Origin of the sequence: Streptomyces sp. NPDC014861, assembly GCF_043081625.1 — a bacterium.
Classification (GTDB): Bacteria; Actinomycetota; Actinomycetes; order Streptomycetales; family Streptomycetaceae; genus Streptomyces.
The window spans coordinates 487973-503754 of record NZ_JBIBWV010000005.1; the positions used below are offsets into that span (position 1 = coordinate 487973).

13 protein-coding genes are annotated in these 15782 nt (G+C 73.1%); 7 read left to right on the forward strand and 6 right to left on the reverse strand.

The window, feature by feature from the left end:
* Positions 1-254 precede the first annotated feature (254 nt).
* On the forward strand, positions 255-1538 hold the full coding sequence (locus ACF1BN_RS14270) for an MFS transporter (RefSeq protein WP_392331886.1): 1284 nt from the start codon (positions 255-257) through the stop codon (positions 1536-1538).
* Between the two features lie 197 nt (positions 1539-1735).
* Positions 1736-2509, forward strand: a complete 774-nt coding sequence (locus ACF1BN_RS14275; RefSeq protein WP_392331887.1) for a glycosyltransferase family 2 protein — start codon at positions 1736-1738, stop codon at positions 2507-2509.
* 138 nt (positions 2510-2647) lie between these two features.
* Here the strand turns inward: ACF1BN_RS14275 and ACF1BN_RS14280 are convergent, their stop codons facing one another.
* The 3 genes from ACF1BN_RS14280 to ACF1BN_RS14290 all read right to left on the reverse strand — a co-directional run bounded on the left by ACF1BN_RS14280 (position 2648) and on the right by ACF1BN_RS14290 (position 6961).
* Entirely contained in the window at positions 2648-3739 is a 1092-nt protein-coding gene (locus tag ACF1BN_RS14280; RefSeq protein ID WP_392331888.1) for an NUDIX domain-containing protein, read from the reverse strand.
* Positions 3740-4070: 331 nt separating this feature from the next.
* A complete protein-coding gene (locus ACF1BN_RS14285) occupies positions 4071-5948 on the reverse strand; it encodes an AMP-dependent synthetase/ligase (RefSeq protein WP_392331889.1) in 1878 nt (625 codons plus the stop codon).
* A gap of 167 nt (positions 5949-6115) precedes the next feature.
* Complete coding sequence (locus ACF1BN_RS14290) at positions 6116-6961, reverse strand: GntR family transcriptional regulator (protein WP_392331890.1); 846 nt, start codon at positions 6959-6961, stop codon at positions 6116-6118.
* A 304-nt stretch (positions 6962-7265) separates the two neighbouring features.
* On the opposite strand from ACF1BN_RS14290, the gene ACF1BN_RS14295 reads away from it, so the two are divergent.
* From ACF1BN_RS14295 to ACF1BN_RS14315, 5 genes are all read left to right on the forward strand, one after another.
* The gene (locus ACF1BN_RS14295; RefSeq protein ID WP_392331891.1) at positions 7266-8525 is read left to right on the forward strand and encodes an extracellular solute-binding protein; all 1260 of its coding nucleotides are present in this window, start codon (positions 7266-7268) and stop codon (positions 8523-8525) included.
* Positions 8526-8528: 3 nt separating this feature from the next.
* The gene (locus ACF1BN_RS14300; protein ID WP_392331892.1) at positions 8529-9470 is read left to right on the forward strand and encodes a carbohydrate ABC transporter permease; all 942 of its coding nucleotides are present in this window, start codon (positions 8529-8531) and stop codon (positions 9468-9470) included.
* A gap of 101 nt (positions 9471-9571) precedes the next feature.
* The gene (locus ACF1BN_RS14305) at positions 9572-10390 is read left to right on the forward strand and encodes a carbohydrate ABC transporter permease (RefSeq protein ID WP_392331924.1); all 819 of its coding nucleotides are present in this window, start codon (positions 9572-9574) and stop codon (positions 10388-10390) included.
* Between the two features lie 189 nt (positions 10391-10579).
* Complete coding sequence (locus tag ACF1BN_RS14310) at positions 10580-12181, forward strand: beta-N-acetylhexosaminidase (RefSeq protein WP_392331893.1); 1602 nt, start codon at positions 10580-10582, stop codon at positions 12179-12181.
* 195 nt (positions 12182-12376) lie between these two features.
* Positions 12377-13834 carry a cellulose binding domain-containing protein gene (locus ACF1BN_RS14315; RefSeq protein ID WP_392331894.1) on the forward strand — a complete coding sequence of 486 codons (1458 nt, stop codon included), beginning with the start codon at positions 12377-12379 and terminating at the stop codon, positions 13832-13834.
* Positions 13835-13896: 62 nt separating this feature from the next.
* On the opposite strand, the gene ACF1BN_RS14320 is transcribed toward ACF1BN_RS14315, so the two are convergent.
* The 3 genes from ACF1BN_RS14320 to ACF1BN_RS14330 form a co-directional block, all read right to left on the reverse strand.
* Positions 13897-14274 carry a fic family toxin-antitoxin system, toxin component gene (locus ACF1BN_RS14320; RefSeq protein ID WP_392331895.1) on the reverse strand — a complete coding sequence of 126 codons (378 nt, stop codon included), beginning with the start codon at positions 14272-14274 and terminating at the stop codon, positions 13897-13899.
* On the reverse strand, positions 14274-14519 hold the full coding sequence (locus ACF1BN_RS14325; RefSeq protein WP_392331896.1) for a hypothetical protein: 246 nt from the start codon (positions 14517-14519) through the stop codon (positions 14274-14276). Before ACF1BN_RS14325 ends, ACF1BN_RS14320 begins: the two co-directional genes overlap by 1 nt.
* Positions 14520-14700: 181 nt before the next feature.
* Positions 14701-15618 (reverse strand): DUF6891 domain-containing protein, encoded by a 918-nt coding sequence (locus ACF1BN_RS14330; protein ID WP_392331897.1) that lies wholly within the window; start codon positions 15616-15618, stop codon positions 14701-14703.
* Positions 15619-15782: the final 164 nt, after the last annotated feature.

Consider the following 15782-nt stretch of genomic DNA (forward strand, 5'->3'; position numbering starts at 1 on the left):
GGGGGGGGCCCCCCGGGGGTGCCCCCCGAATACCCCGCGGCCCCCCCCCCCCCCCCCCCCCGGCGGGGCCGGGGCCCCCCGCGCCCCCCGCGTCCCGCTCGGGAACCGACCTCATCACAGCGTCTCCACTCCTGCGCGCACCACGGCGCTCTCGTCGGAACCATCTTGCGCCATCGAGTGGGTTCCGGATAGAAACTTACTCGGAACAGGTGAGTTCCTGAAAGAGACTGACTAATTCGGGGGGCGGGCGCCGTATGGGCGAGACCGAGACACGAGCTGTACCGAAGAACGAGCCGCGCGACGGGGGAGAGGAGACCTCGCCGCCGGGAGTCTTCTGGCGCTACTGGGCCGCCGCCACCGTCAGCGGCGCGGGCACCGCCGTCACCGCCCTCGCCCTGCCGCTCGTCGCCCTCACCGTCCTCGACGCCACCGCGCTGGAGGTCGCCCTGCTCGCCGCCGCGGGACAGGTCTCCTGGCTGCTGCTCAGCCTCCCGGCGGGCGTCGTCGCGCAGCGCGTACCGCTGCGCCGGCTCCAGGTCGCCCTCGACCTCGTACGGTTCGCGGCGCTCGGCTCGCTGCCGCTCGCCTTGTGGCTCGGCACCCTCACCTACCCGCACCTGCTCCTCGCGGCGCTCGTCACCGGCGCGGCGACGGTGCTGTTCGATATCGGCAACTCGACCTTCCTGCCCGCCGTCGTCCCCGCCCGGCAGCTGGCGGCCCGCAACAGCGTCATGTCCGGCACGCACGCCGTCACCGACACCGGCGGCCCCTCCCTCGGCGGCGTCCTGATCGGCGTCACCGGCCCGGTCGGCGCTCTCGTCGTGGACGCCGCCAGCTACCTGGCCTCCGCCGCGCTCCTGCGCACCCTCCCCGAGAGCCGCCCCGCGCCCCGGACCGGCGAGAGCGCGCTCCGGCTGATGCGCGAGGGCCTGCGGTACGTCATCCGGCACCCGGTGATGAGGCCGTGCATGATCTGGGCGACCGCCGCCAACTTCCTCAACGCCGCCCTCCTCGCCCTCACCCCCCTGTATCTCGTCCGCGAGGCCGGTCTCGACGCCCTACAGCTCGGGCTCGTCCTCGCCATGGACGGGGTCGGCGCGCTCGCCGGCGCCGCCGTCGCGGTCCGGGTGACCACCCGCCTCGGCACCGCGCGGGGCATCATCCTGGCCGACCTGGCCGGCGGCGCGCTGCTCCTGCTCGCCCCGCTCACCACCTCGGCGGGGGACGCGTACTGGTTCGCCCTCGGCAACGCGGGCTTCGCCTTCGGCACCGTCATCGGCTCGATCACCACCCGCACCTACCGGCAGACCCAGTCGCCCCCGGAGCTGCTGTCCCGCGTGATGGCCACGGTCCGTTTCGTCTCCTGGGGCGCGCTGCCGCTCGGCGCGCTCACCGCCGGCGTCCTCGCCACGTACGCCGGGGCCCACACCGCCCTCTGGCTCGTCTGCGCCGCCGCCCTCCTGCCCCCGCTGTACCTCTTCTCCACCGGGGTGGGCCGCCGGCGCGACCTCGTCCGGGACACCGACCCCAGGAGCTAGGGAACACCGGCCCGGGAGGACGGGAGGCTCCGATCCCGGGAGCGGGAAGCTCCGACTCCAGGGGATGAGGTGCCGGCTCCGGGGGGTGCGCGGCCCCGGTGTCCCGGTGGGTGGCGATCCGCCCACCCGCCACCACGTAGCCTTGGCCCGCGGTGACAATCCGCGACGTCCCCCTCATGGCGAGAAGGAGCAGTGCTGTGGCCTTGGTTTCTGTGGTGATGCCGGTACACAACTCGGCGGTCACACTCGGGTCCTCGGTCCGGTCGGTATTGGCGCAGACCCATACCGACCTGGAGCTCCTGATCACCGACGACGCGTCGACGGACGAGTCGATGGACCTGCTGCGCGAGCTGGCCCGGCAGGACGAGCGGGTCCTGCCGGTCGCGGCGCCCGAGCAGGGGGGCGCGGCCCGGGCCCGCAACCTGGCCATGGAGAGGGCCAAGGGCGACTACGTGGCGCTCCTCGACAGCGACGACTGGTGGCTCCCGCAGAAGCTGGAGAAGCAGCTGGCCTTCGCCGCGACGGCCGGGACGCCGCTGACGTTCACCTCCTACTACAAGATGGACGCCGAGCACGAGGGGGAAGCGGTCGACTTCGTCCCGAACGGGCGGGTGGTCTGGGCCCCGGCCCGGGTCGACTACCGCGCGATGCTCGTGCACGACCACATCGGGGCCCTGACCGCGATGTACGACCGCAACGCCCTCGGGACCAGGCTGATGCCGGACATGCCCCGCCGGCAGGACTACGCCCTGTGGCTCTCGATCATGCGGGACGGTGTCGACGCCCGCGCGGTCAGGGAACCGCTCGCGGTCTACCGGGCCGGCCGGGCGGGCTCCCTCAGCTCGAACAAGCTGGCGCTGGTCCCGGCGAACTGGGCCCTGTACCGCGAACACGAGCACCTCTCGCTGCCGAGGTCGGCGCGTGCGCTGGCCGGTGCGGCGTGGCACTCGGTACGGAAGTCCCGCATCTAGAGCCTGTCTGACGATTCCCGCCGGGTCCGGCCCGCCCGGCACGCACGCTCGCCGCACGGGGCGGGCCCGCCGCGCGCGGTCGGTACGACGCGACCGCGCGGGCGTGGCGTCGCTCCGCCCGCGTCGCCCCGGTCGCGGCTACCAGGCGTGGTGCGCGGGCAGTTCGGTGACGGACCGGCGGAGGGCGCGGGGGATGCCGAGGCGGGCGCGGGCGAGGTGGACGGCCGTGAGCTGGTCCGTCGCGGCCGGACCCCAGTCGAACAGACAGAGCGCCTGCTCGGGAGTGGCCAGGACGCGGACGTACGCGCGGCCGGTGGCCGGATCGATCGGCGGGACGCCGACGCGTGTCAGTCCCGCGGCGTAGCGCACCCGCGCACGGGGTTCGTCCGGGTCGGACAGGTACCCGAGGTACACGGGGTCGGCCAGCTCGGCCCCGGCCCTCTCACCGGCCGCGCGGACGAGCGTGGCCGCGGGGTCGCCACCGTCCTCGGGCTCCGGAGCGCCCCCGGGCAGACGGGCCGCACCGGTGACGGGATCGAGGAGCACGAGCACCCTGCCGTCCGGGGCGAAGGCCCAGCACCAGGCGTGCCGGAGCGGGAGACCGGCGGGGACGGCACGCGGGTGGAAGGGGTGGTGGTGCCGCGCCCGGGGCGTACGCAGGACGCCGACCCGGTCCAGGACGCTCGGCGCGATCGGCACCCCGTCCTCCAGGAGGACGACACCGGCGTCGTCGACGCGCGCGCGGAGGGCGGACAGCGCACGGCGCGCGTCGCCCGGCGACATCAGGGCGGGCAGATCCGCGGGCTCGACGAACTCGACCGCCTGGATCTCGTCCGCCGCCAGGCGGATCGCGGCGATCTGCTGGTCGCTCCAGACGCCCCCGTCGAAGACGTGCAGGATCTCGCCGGGGAAGCGCATCTCCGCGGGGGCCCGCACGGCGGCGGCCGAGACCCAGTCCACGGCGAGGCCCCGCCGAACGGTGAGGGTGACGCCGAGTTCCTCCTCCACCTCCCGCGCGGCGGCCCGGGCGGCGGTCTCGCCCTTGTCCACGGCGCCGCCGGGCAGGAGACGGTGGGGCCGGTAGCCGACCTTCTGGACCAGGACCTGTCCCCGCTGGTCCGTGATCAGCACGGAGGTCCCGGCCCACACGGCCGCGGACGCGCGCAGCGCCCCGTACTGCTCGTCGGTCGGCGTCGCCGGGGGCGGCTCGTCAGCGGTGCTCGTCGTCATGGGGTCTCCGATCGGCGGTGTGCGTCGTGGTGCCCAACGGGTCCGGGCAGCCTCGTGTCACGGCTCTCCGGCCGGGCTTCGGCGAGGGGCCGCGGCCGGCCGGACCGCCTCGTGCGGACCTCGGTCGCGCGGACCGCGCTGATCGATCCGCCGCCGAGTGCCCCGGCCGGCGGGCTCCGGGCCCGATCGTCACCCTTCACGTGTCGAGCGACAGCACAGGGCCGCCGCCGAGGAGGGGCCGCCCTCACCCGCCCGGACCGATCCGGCCCTGCCCCGCGCCGGGTCAGGGCCGGGGCAGGGGCGGGCCGGCCGGGTCAGGGCGGGGCGGGTGTCAGGCCTCGCGGGAGCCCTCGTACATGGCCTCGACGAGATCGGCGTACGCGCGCTCGACGACGGGCCGCTTGACCTTGAGGCTGGGGGTGAGTTCGCCGTGCTCGATGTCGAGGTCACGGGGGAGGACGGCGAACTTCTTGAGGGTCTGCCAGCGCTGGAGGTCCGTGTTGACGCGCTGGACGAAGCCGTCGACGAGGGCGTGGACCTCCGGGGAGGTGACGACCTCGGTGTAGGCGCGGCCGGCGAGGCCGTTCGAGGCGGCCCAGGGCATGATCACGCTCTCGTCCAGGGTGATCAGCGCCGTGCAGTAGTTGCGGCCGTTGCCGATGACCAGGATGTTGCTCGCGAAGGGACAGGCGGCCTTGAAGCGGCTCTCGATCTCGGTGGGGGCCACGTACTTGCCGCCGGACGTCTTGAAGAGGTCCTTCTTGCGGTCGGTGATCCGGACGTAGCCGTCCTTGTCGATCTCGCCGATGTCCCCGGTGCGGAACCAGCCGTCGCTCTCCAGGACCTCGGCGGTCTTGTCGGGGAGGTTGTGGTAGCCGCGCATGATGCCCGGTCCGCGCAGGAGGATCTCGCCGTCCTCGGCGACGCGGACCTCGGTGCCGGGCAGGGGCTTGCCGACCGTGCCCACCCGCCCGTCGTCGGCCGGGTTGACCGTGCAGGCCGCGCTGGTCTCCGTGAGGCCGTACCCCTCCAGGACGTTGACCCCGGCGCCGGCGAAGAAGTACCCGATCTCCGGGGCGAGCGCGGCGCTGCCCGAGGCGCTGCCGCGCAGCGAGCCCCCGAAGGCCGCGCGGATCTTGCCGTAGACCAGCTTGTCGGCGACGGCGTGCTGGACGGTGAGGGAGAGGGGCACCGTGCGGCGGCCCGTGGCGATCATCTGCTCCTGGCCGGTCCTGGCGTGGTCGCGGGCGACCTTCGCCGCCCACAGAAAGATCTTGTACTTGGCTCCCCCCTCGGCGCGGGCCCTGGCGGCGATGCCGTTGTAGACCTTCTCGAAGACGCGCGGCGCGGACGCCATGATGGTGGGCCGCACGACGGGCAGGTTGGTGACGATGCGATCGATGCGGCCGTCCACGGCCATGACGTGGCCGGACTGCACCTGGCCGGAGATCAGGGCCTTGCCGAAGACGTGGGACAGCGGCAGCCAGAGGAACTGCACGTCCTCGGGGAGCACGAGGCCCGTGGCCACCTGGGCGACCCCCTGGTACGACCAGCAGTCGTGCACCAGCCGCACGCCCTTCGGGCGGCCGGTCGTGCCGGAGGTGTAGATCAGGGTGGCGAGCTGCTCCGGGGCGATGCTCCGGACCGTCGTCTCGACGGCGTCGGGATGCTCCGCCAGGTACGCGCCGCCGCGCTGCTCCAGCTCGGCGAGGGTCAGGACCTCCAGGCCCTCGGCCCCGGCCGCGTCCGGCGCGGGGTCGAAGAGGATCGCGTACCGGAGGCCGGGAAGCTCGCCCTTGTGCGCGACGACCTTGGCCAACTGCTCGGCGTCCTCGACGAAGACGGCCCTGCTGTCGGAGTCGGCGAGGATGTACGCCGTCTCCTCGCCGTTCGTGCTGGGGTACACGGCGGTCGCCGCCGCGCCCGCGCACATCACGCCCAGGTCGGCGAGGATCCACTCGATCCGCGTCGCGGAGGAGATGGCGACCCGCTCCTCGGTCCGCAGCCCCAGGGCGAGCAGTCCGGCCGCGATGGCGCGGACCCGCTCCGCCGTCTGCGACCAGGTCAGCGAGCGCCACTCCTCGGCGTCTGCGCCCACGGCCACGGGGTAGCGGTAGGCCTCGCCCTCGGGGGTGGCCTCCACCCTCGACAGGAAAAGGTGCGCCACGGAGTGCGGGCGGTTTTCGAGAAGGTACTGCGCGGAACTCATGTCGACCTCCGGGCCCGAGGGCACGCTCGTCACAGATCGGTTCACTGGCGGGTAACTTGTGAGCTGTGGTGAGGCTAGGTCTCGAACCCCGGCGAGCGTAAGGGACTGGGCGTGCCTTTGCGTGCCGGGGGCGCGGTGGTCCCGGGCGAGGCGTCCGGCACACGCGCTCAGTCGTGCTGCTGCACGACTCCCCGGGTGGAGAAGGTGACCGGGGTGCCGCCGGTGAAGTCGCCCGGCGGGATGCCGGGGTGGTGGCCCTCCTTCGCGGGCGGCTCCTCGTCGTGGGTGCCGAGCGAGAGGCGCGAGACGATGCGGTAGCGGTCGCCCCGGTAGAGGGAGTGGACGTACTCCACGGCCCGGCCCCGGGAGTCCGTGGTGAGCCGCTCGAAGAGCAAACCGGGGGAGAACTCGGGCACTTCGAGCAGGTCGGCCTCGGCGCGGGTGACCACGGTGGGCTCGATGGACTGCACCGCCTCGCTGACCAGGACGCCGTGCCGGTCGCGCAGGTGCTCGTACAGATCGCCCTGCTCCAGCTCCTCGCTGCTCAGGCCGGGCGCGAGGTCGGCGCGGATGTGCAGGTGCTCGATGGCCATGGGGGAGCCGTCGACCAGGCGCAGGCGGGCCGCGTAGAGGATCTCGGCGGCGGGGGAGATGCGCAGCTTGCGGCTGACGCGGGCCCCGGCGGGCAGGGAGCGCAGTTCGAGGAGCCGGCTGGTCCACACGCCGCCGGCCTGCGGCAGGCTGAAGGAGCTGCGGTCGGAGACCAGCTCCTGGGTGATCTTCTCCTTGGCGACGAACATGCCCCGGCCGTGCTCGCGGACCAGCAGGCCCGCCATGACCAGCTCGTCGGCCGCCGCGCGCAGGGTGGGGCGGGAGACGCCCAGCTCGGCGCAGAGCACCCGCTCGGAGGGGATGGCGTCGCCGGGGCGTCGTGCCTCGATGAGTTCGAGGATCGCGTCCCTGACCCGCTCGCGCTTGAGCATCGCGCCGGAGGCCGCCGCGTCGATCTCCATACCGGCTCTCGTTCGTCGTCGGAAAACTGATCGCACCTTCGCTGGTCAACATTAACGGCGCGCTGGTCAGGTGACAACTGACCACTTGAGGGTGAGGTCATCTATCCGTATCCGGCCGATGTATGGCCAGAACCCTTCTGTGTGGCGGGGGTTGACGGCGACATTGGTCCATGCCACCTTCATCTCGCGCCAACTGGTAAGCCCTCGATCGGTAAGTGGTCAAGTGGGGTTTGCCCGGCGTTCCCCGACTCTTCCAGAGCTCCGTCCCCAGGCCCCCGCACCCAGGCTCCCTCAGAGGTGAACCGTGAAGCACCGCCCCCTCGCCCTGCTCGGCACGATGCTGCTGGGCACCGGCCTCGTCGGCTGTTCCTCCTCCGGCGGCCAGAGCGCCGGCGGACCGACCGTGCTCGACGTGTGGCTGATGCGCGACAGCGTCTCGGAGGCGTTCCAGAAGGAGTTCGAGGCCGGCTTCGAGAAGGACCACCCCGACATCGACCTCAAGATCCAGATCCAGGAGTGGGAGGGCATAGGGGAGAAGGTCACCGCCGCCCTGGCCAGCAACGACGCCCCCGACGTCATCGAGGTCGGCAACACCCAGGTCGCCCAGTACGCCCAGAGCGGCGGCCTGACCGACTTCTCCGGCAGGGTCGCCGAGCTCGGCGGCGACTTCTGGCTCGAAGGCCTGGCGGAGCCCGGCGCCTGGGAGGGCAAGCAGTACGGCATCCCGTACTACGCGGCCAACCGCGTCGTCATCTACCGCACCGACCTCTTCGAGAAGGCCGGCGTCGACGCCACGAAGATCAAGACCCGTGAGCAGTGGCTGGCCGCCACCGAGAAGCTGAACAAGGACGGCGTGCAGGGCATCTACCTCCCCGGCCAGAACTGGTTCACCCTGGCCGGCTTCGTCTGGGACGAGGGCGGCGACCTCGCCGTGCAGGAAGGATCCACCTGGAAGGGCGCCCTCGACAGCCCCGAGGCGCTGCGCGCCATGGACTTCTACCGGCAGCTCCAGGCGCTCGGCAAGGGCCCGAAGGACTCGGACGAGTCGCGCCCCCTCCAGGCCGAGGTGGTCGCCAAGGGCCAGGTCGCCCAGGTCATCGCCACCCCCGGCGGCGCCGGCGTCATCGCGCAGAAGAACCCCGAGCTCAAGGGCAAGCTGGGCTTCTTCCCCATCCCCGGCAAGACCGCCGACACCCCCGGCGCCGTCTTCACCGGCGGTTCCGACCTGGTCGTCCCCGCCACCGCCGAGAACCAGGAGGAGGCCTACACCTTCATCGAGGAACTGGCGGGCGACGCCTGGCAGAAGAAGCTCGCCCTCGCCATGAGCTACGTCCCCAACAAGACCAACCTGGCCACCGCCGTCGCCTCCGACCCCGGCGCCGCGACCATGGCGGTCGGCGCCGCCAACGGCCGCGCCACCCCCAACACCCCCCAGTGGGCCGCCGTCGAGGCGAAGAACCCGATCAAGGACTACATGACGGCCGTCCTCACCGGCCGCGACCCCGGGGCCGAGGCGGCGAAGGCCTCGCAGTCCATCACCACGACCCTGAACAGCGGTTCCTGACCCGTGCGCACCCGAACCCCGTACGCCGGAACCACCCGGCGACCGCCCCGCGGACGCCGGCCCGCCCTCGGCCCGTACCTGCTGATCGCGCCGGCCGTCCTGGGGATGCTCTACCTCCTGCTCTACCCCTTCGGCCGCGCCCTGCTGATCTCCCTGCAGGACTTCCGCCTGCGCGAACTGATCCGGGGCGACGCCGAGTTCGTGGGCCTGCGCAACTACCAGACCCTGCTGTCCGATCCCCGGTTCTGGGAAGTGGTCCGCCGCACCTTCCTGTTCATGGCCGTGAACGTCGCCGCCATCATGATCCTGGCGACCCTGGTCGCCCTGATGATCGAACGGCTCGGCAGGATCGGCAGGACCGTGGTCCTCAGCTCGCTGGTCCTCGTGTGGGCGGTACCCGTCGTGGCCGCCACCACCGTCTTCCAGTGGCTCTTCCACTCCCAGTTCGGCATCGTCAACGAGACCCTCACCGGCCTCGGGCTCACCTCCTTCGAGGGCTACACCTGGTTCGCCGACGGCACCGCCGCCTTCACCATCATCGTCGCGCTCATCGTGTGGCAGTCCGTGCCGTTCGCCGCCATCACCCTCTACTCCGCCCTCACCACGGTCCCCGAGGAGCTGTACGAGTCCGCCCGCCTCGACGGCGCAGGCACCTGGACGATCTTCCGCACCGTCACCTTCCCGCTGGTCCGCCCGATCTTCATGCTCGTGCTCTCCCTGGAGGTGATCTGGACCTTCAAGGCCTTCGTGCAGATCTGGGTGATGACCCGCGGCGGACCGGGCGACGCCACCACCATCCTGCCCGTGTACGCGGTGCAGACCGCCCTCGCCAACCAGCGCTACGACCTCGGCTCGGCCGCCTCCATGGTCACGCTCCTGCTCATGAGCGGCGTCCTCGTCCTGTACTTCCGCCAACTGTTCCGCCAGGAAGGGGAGCACCTGTGACCACGGCCCCCGCCGCCACGGCACCCCCCGGCCCGGCCGGCGGCCCCGCCCCCGCCCCGGTCCCCCTCGCCGGGCGCCGCACCGCCGGGCGTCGGAGGGCCCTGCGACGGGTCCCTCTCCTCGCCGCCGCCGGCCTCACCGTCGTGTGCTGCCTGTTCCCGGTCTACTGGATGGTGGCGACCGCCTTCCGGCCCTCCCGCGACATCCAGTCCTACGACCCCCGCCTCATCCCCGACGAGTGGACGCTCGACCACTTCCGCACCGCGGTCGGCGCGGACGGCTTCGGCCTCTTCTGGCGCAACAGCGTCCTCGTCACCCTCGCAGCCGTCCTGCTCTCCCTCGTCGTCGCCCTCGGCGCCGCCTACGCGGTGGCCCGGCTGCGCTGGCGCGGCCGCCGCCAGTTCATGCTCGCGGTCTTCATCGCCCAGATGGCCCCGTGGGAATCGCTGATCATCCCCGTCTACATCATCGCCCGCGACACCGACATGCTCGACCGGCTGCCGACGCTCACCCTGGTGTACTTCATGATCACCCTGCCGTTCACGGTGGTGGTGCTGCGCGGCTTCATCGCCGGCATCCCGCCCGAACTGGAGGAAGCCGCCCAGGTCGACGGCTGCACCCGCGTCGGAGCCTTCCGGCGCGTCGCCTTCCCGCTCCTCGCTCCCGGCCTGATGGCCACCTCCCTGTTCGGCTTCATCACCGCCTGGAACGAGTTCACCTACGCCAACTTCCTCATCATCAAGCAGCAGGACAGCCGCACCCTGCCCGTCTGGCTCTCCTCCTTCCAGACCACCTTCGGCACCGACTGGGGAGCCACCATGGCCGCCTCCACCCTCTTCGCCCTGCCGGCCCTCGTCGTCTTCCTCGCCCTCCAGCGCCACGTCACCTCCGGCCTGACCGCCGGCGGCGTCAAGGGCTGACCCGCACGCCGCCCCGCGCCCCCAGAGCCCGGCCACCTCCCGCGCCCCACGCCCCGCCCCGGCCCCTGCCGCGCCCCACGCCCCCGGACCGGGCACGCCCCACGCCCCCAGCCCACCGGCCGCCGCGGTCCGGCCCGCGGTACGCCGCGGACACCGCCCGCGCCCCCGTACGACACCGGAGACCGCCCCGTGGACCTGCCCCCCACCGCCCACCCGCGCCCCGAACTGACCCTCGTCCCGCGCCCCCGGCGCCTCTCGCCCCGCCCCGGCCGCTTCCGACTCGACCGAACCACCCGCCTGCGCGTCGCCCCCGGCGCCGAACCGGCCGCCGACCTCCTGCGGACGTACCTGACCCCCGCCACCGGTCTGAGCCCGGAGCACGCCGACGACGGCACCTTCGTCCTCGCCCTCGATCCGGCGCTCACCGGCCTGGGGGAGGAGGGGTACGGGCTCACCGTCGCCGAGCACGGCGTCCTGCTGCGCGCCGCCCGCCCCACCGGCCTGCTCCGCGGCGTCCAGACCGTCCGCCAACTCCTGCCGTCCCCCGTGCTCGCGCCCCCACCGCCGTCCGGCGGCCCCCTGCCTCCCGTGTCCCCGCCGCCCGTCGAGCTGCCGGGCGTGGAGATCACCGACATCCCGGCCCACTCCTGGCGCGGCATGCACCTGGACGTCGCCCGCCACTTCCAGCCGGTCGCGTACCTCCACCGCTTCGTCGACCTGCTGGCCCTCCACAAGCTGAACGTCCTCCAGCTCCACCTCACCGACGACCAGGGCTGGCGCATGCCGGTCGCCGCCTACCCCCGGCTCACCGAGATCGGCGGGCGGCGCACCGAGTCGATGATCGGACCCGCCGGCAGCGACCGCTTCGACGGCCGCCCCCACGGCGGCTCGTACACCCGGGCCGAACTCGCCGGCCTCGTCGCCCACGCGGCCGCCCGCGGGGTGACCGTCGTCCCCGAGATCAGCGTCCCCGGTCACGTGCGGTCCGCGCTCGCCGCCTACCCGGAGCTGGGCAACTTCCCCGACCGGCGGCTCGACGTGTGGACCCGGTGGGGCGTCTGCGAGAACGTCCTCGGCGTCGGCGACCACGTCCTCGACTTCTTCCGCACCGTCCTCGACGAGGTGATGGACCTCTTCCCCTCCCCGTACATCCACATCGGCGGAGACGAAGTACCCACGAGGGAATGGGAGTCCAGCCCTACGGCGATCGACCGGGCCGCGCGCGAGGGCCTGGCGGGCCCCCGCGAACTGCACGGCTGGTTCCTGGGCCGGATGGCCGAACACGTGGTCCGGGCGGGCCGCCGCCCGGTCGCCTGGGCCGAGGACGGCACCACACTGCCCCTGTCGTGCACGGTGATGAGCTGGCGCACACCGGAACACGCCTGGGCGGCGGCCCGCCGGGGCCACGACGTGGTGCAGGCCGACCACCGCCGCACCTACTTCGACTACGCGCGCGGTCCCGGTTCCGGTGAGCCGCCCGCGCAGCCGGGCCACGCCACCGACCTGCGCAGCGTGTACGGGCTCGACCTCCTGCCCCGGGACGGCGAGGCGCCGCAGGCGGGCCGGGTGCTGGGCGCGCAGGGGCAGCTGTGGACGGAGTTCGTGCCCACCTCCCGGCACATCGAGTACCTCACCTACCCCCGCCTGTGCGCGCTGGCCGAGCGCGCCTGGACGGCGACCGACGACTGGCCGGACTTCCGCGGCCGCCTGGACGGGCACCGCGCCCGGCTCACCGCGCTCGGCGTCCCGCACGACACCCTCGACGACCACCCGGTCCACGCCACCGTCTGACCCCGGGCCCCTTCCCGGGTCCCTTCGCCCCGTTCCTCCACCTTCCGTCTCTCTCCCTCGCCTCTCCCTGTTCTCCCCTCCGGTTCCTCCCTGCTTCCTCTCTCCCTCGCCTCCCCCTGTTCTCTCCTCCGTTCCCCTCTCGACCCCCCTGTCCCTCCCGTCGTCCGGCGGGAGCGAACGAAAGGAAAACCTCGGATGAGTACCCCCCGTACCACCAGCCGCACCATGGGCCGCTCCACCCGCGCGGCCCTGGCGCTGACCGCGCTCGTCGGCAGCGCGGCCGTGGCGACCTTCCCCCTCACGACGGCCTCCGCCTCCGGCAGCGGGGTCGTGGTGCAGTACCGCACCAGCGCGAGCGGGGCGACGGCCGACCAGAGCGAGCCGTGGCTCAAGGTCCGCAACACCGGCACGAGTGCCGTCCAGCTCAGCCAGGTCAAGATCCGCTACTACTTCAAGGCGGACTCCCCGAGCGCCTCCTACCGTTTCGCCTGCTCCTGGGCGGTCAAGGGCTGCTCGGTGATCACCGGCACCTTCGGCACCCTGGCCAACCCCACCGCGACCGCCGACCGCTACCTGGAGATCGGCTTCACCCCGGCCGCCGGCTCACTGGCGGCCGGCGCCGACACCGGCGACATGCAGCTGCGGTTCCACCAGACCAACTGGCAGACCCTGACCCAGAGCGACGACTACTCCTTCCAGGGCGCCCCGACCGCGTACGCCGACTGGACCAAGGTCACCGCCCAGGTCGCCGGCGTGAACGTGTGGGGCACCGCCCCCGCCGGCAACGAGCCCACCGACCCGCCGACCACGCCCCCGACCACCCCGCCCACCACACCGCCGGGCAACGGCGAGACGCTCTTCGACGACTTCTCCTACACCTCGCACACCGACCCGGCCCTCGCCTCGCACGGCTGGAGCGTCCGCTCCAACTCCGGGGGCCCCGGCGTCCCCGGCGCGACCTGGGACCCCTCGAAGGTCACCTTCGTGAACCAGAGCGGCAACACGGTGATGAACCTGGAGACCTCCAGCGCGGGCACCGGCGCCAGCACCGTCCACACGGAAGTCCTCACCAAGGCGACGAAGTTCAAGAACGGCACCTACGCGTCCCGGGTGAAGTTCTCCGACGCCCCCAAGTACGGCCCCGACGGCGACCGGATCGTGCAGACCTTCTTCACCATCAACGACCTCAAGGCCCCGATGGCCGACGACTACGCCGAGTACGACTTCGAGTACCTGCCCAACGGCGGCTGGGGCGAGCCCGCCAACATCCTCTACACGACCTCCTGGGAGACCTACAACCCCGACCCGTGGCAGGCGGTCAACCAGCACAGCGAGAGCCGTACCAGCTTCGCCGGCTGGCACGACCTCGTCGTGACCATCGACAACGACAAGATCACCTACTACGTCGACGGCGCCCTCTTCGGCACCCACGACGCCGCCTACCTGCCCGAGCGGCCGATGTCCATCAACTTCAACCAGTGGCTGATCGACCTCAACGGCCAGCCGTCCACCACCCCGCGCGCCTACGACCAGCAGGTCGACTACGTCCTGCACGTCAAGGACCAGGTCCTCACCCCGGCCCAGGTCGCCGCGAAGGTCGCCGCCCTGCGCGGCGCGGGAACGACCTTCGTCGACCAGGTCCCCGCCTCCTGACCCGGTCACCCCTCGGTTCCCGACACGCGCCCGGTCCCTCCCCGCGGAGGGGCCGGGCGCGCTCAGCCGGCGGTGGGCCAGGACCGCAGCAGGACGGCGATCCTCCCGACGGTGCAGGCCGGGTCGAGCAGGAGGTCCCTGAGGGCGACGGCGTCCTCGCGGGCGGGCCTGACGGAGATACCCGCCGCTTCGAGGTACATGACACCGGTCGCGGCGGCGACGGCCAGGTTGGAGCGCTCCAGCCAGCGGCAGCGTCCCAGGGAGTGCACCAGCGCGGCGGCTTTGGCGTAGGGACCGGCGTAGACGGGGCGCTCGAACAGCTCGGCCCGGTGGCGGGCGACCGCGGAGACCGGGACGCCGTAGTCGTCGGGGGCCGGGTCGTCCGCTCCGGCGGCCTCGGCGACCTGAAGGATCCAGGGGACGTCGATGTGCAGCTCCATCAGGCGGCGCGCGATCCCCGGGGCGACTGCTCGGCGGGGGTGGGCTCGGCCTCGTCGAAGACGGACTGGTGCTCGGCCAGGAAGCGGGCGGCGGCGTCCACCGCTCGCGCGCGCACGCCGCTGGCGTCGTCCTGCACCAGCCGGGCGAGGTAGTCCCCGACGCTCAGGCCCAGATCGGCGGCCCGCTTCCGCGCGAGCTCCGCGACGTCCTCGTCCACCCGCGCACCCAGCTGTGTCTTCGCCATGCCGGCATGGTAACAACTGTTACCATGCCGCGTCCACGGCCTCCGGCCGTCGACCGGTGCGGGCCCGGCCCGCCCGGAGCCCGTGCGCCACGGTGCCGCGCACGCTCTCCCGCGCCTTCGACCTCGCCGGCGGAGGGGAGGGGCGGGTGGGGGACGCGGCTTCGCGCCGTGGGGCCGGAGTTCACCCGACCAGTCGGCGGCGCCAGTCCACCGGGGTGACGGTGATGACCCGGTCGGGGTCGCGGTCCCACTCGGCGGGGAGGCCCACCGCGGCGAGGGCGGCGACCACCTCCTGGCCGATGGACGCCGTGGTCTCGGGCGAGCCGTCGAACCCCCCGTAGAGGAGCGTGAGTCCGTGGCCCGCGGCGGCGGAATCCGTGCACTGGGTGTGGAAGTAGACGAAGCCGCGGGCGTCGGGCCCGCCTTCGGCGCCGATCTCGGCCTGACCGCAGCTGCGACAGCACGTGAAGTTCTCGCGGGAGGTGATGCCCGCCTCCTGGAGGGCGGCGAAGGCGCGCGTGAGCCGTTCGGGGTCGGTCTCACCCCGCCAGTCGGCCTGCTCCGCGACCCGCTCCAGCCACAGCCGGTCGGCCAGCGCCGCCGCCTGCGCGCGGGAGACCGGCCGGCGGTCCTCGGTGACCAGATAGTCCTCGGCGAGCTCCGCCAGTGCGGCGCGCGAGGTGTACCCGCCGACCAGCACCTCGCGGACGCGTCCCTCCAGCGCCTTGCGCTCGTCCTCGGCGAGGTCGAGCGGCGGAACCTCGGGGGCCGGGCCCAGCTCCAGGCGCGACCAGGGCAGGCGATCACGCCAACCGGCCTCCTGACGGGCCCAGCCGGTCACCACCGCGATCACGTCCTCGGGCCCGTCGGCCATCGCCTGGAAGTGCCGGTCGGCGGCGCCGTCGCGGTACTCCACGGTGTAGTCGCCATCGGCCTCGTGCCAGACCTGGGAGAAGACGCCGGGCAGGTCCGGTATCCGCTGGACCACCAGGAACCGGTCGTCGTCGCCGCCGATCCGCCGCACCAACCCCGCCAGACCGTCGGCGGACACGCGCACGTGCCGCTCCTCGGTCTCCGTCATCACCACGATCTCGAGCATGGGCAGACTCTGGCACACCGCTCTGACAGGCGGGGCGCGCTGTGGAAAGAGACGGGGGGGGGGGGCCCCCCCGGGGGGGGCCCCCCCCCCCGCCGGGGGGGGGGGGGGGGGGCCGCCCGCGCCCCCCCCCCCCCCGCCCCGCGCCCGCCCCCCCCCCGCCCCGC

What these genes read in the sequence shown, in the direction of transcription:
- ACF1BN_RS14285 (WP_392331889.1), bottom strand. Translation starts at nt 5,948, where the DNA reads ATGAGTTCCGCGCAGTACCTTCTCGAAAACCGCCCGCACTCCGTGGCG.
- ACF1BN_RS14325 (WP_392331896.1), bottom strand. Translation starts at nt 14,519, where the DNA reads ATGGCGAAGACACAGCTGGGTGCGCGGGTGGACGAGGACGTCGCGGAG.
- ACF1BN_RS14320 (WP_392331895.1), bottom strand. Translation starts at nt 14,274, where the DNA reads ATGGAGCTGCACATCGACGTCCCCTGGATCCTTCAGGTCGCCGAGGCC.
- ACF1BN_RS14315 (WP_392331894.1), top strand. Translation starts at nt 12,377, where the DNA reads ATGAGTACCCCCCGTACCACCAGCCGCACCATGGGCCGCTCCACCCGC.
- ACF1BN_RS14330 (WP_392331897.1), bottom strand. Translation starts at nt 15,618, where the DNA reads ATGCTCGAGATCGTGGTGATGACGGAGACCGAGGAGCGGCACGTGCGC.
- ACF1BN_RS14290 (WP_392331890.1), bottom strand. Translation starts at nt 6,961, where the DNA reads ATGGAGATCGACGCGGCGGCCTCCGGCGCGATGCTCAAGCGCGAGCGG.
- ACF1BN_RS14280 (WP_392331888.1), bottom strand. Translation starts at nt 3,739, where the DNA reads ATGACGACGAGCACCGCTGACGAGCCGCCCCCGGCGACGCCGACCGAC.
- ACF1BN_RS14270 (WP_392331886.1), top strand. Translation starts at nt 255, where the DNA reads ATGGGCGAGACCGAGACACGAGCTGTACCGAAGAACGAGCCGCGCGAC.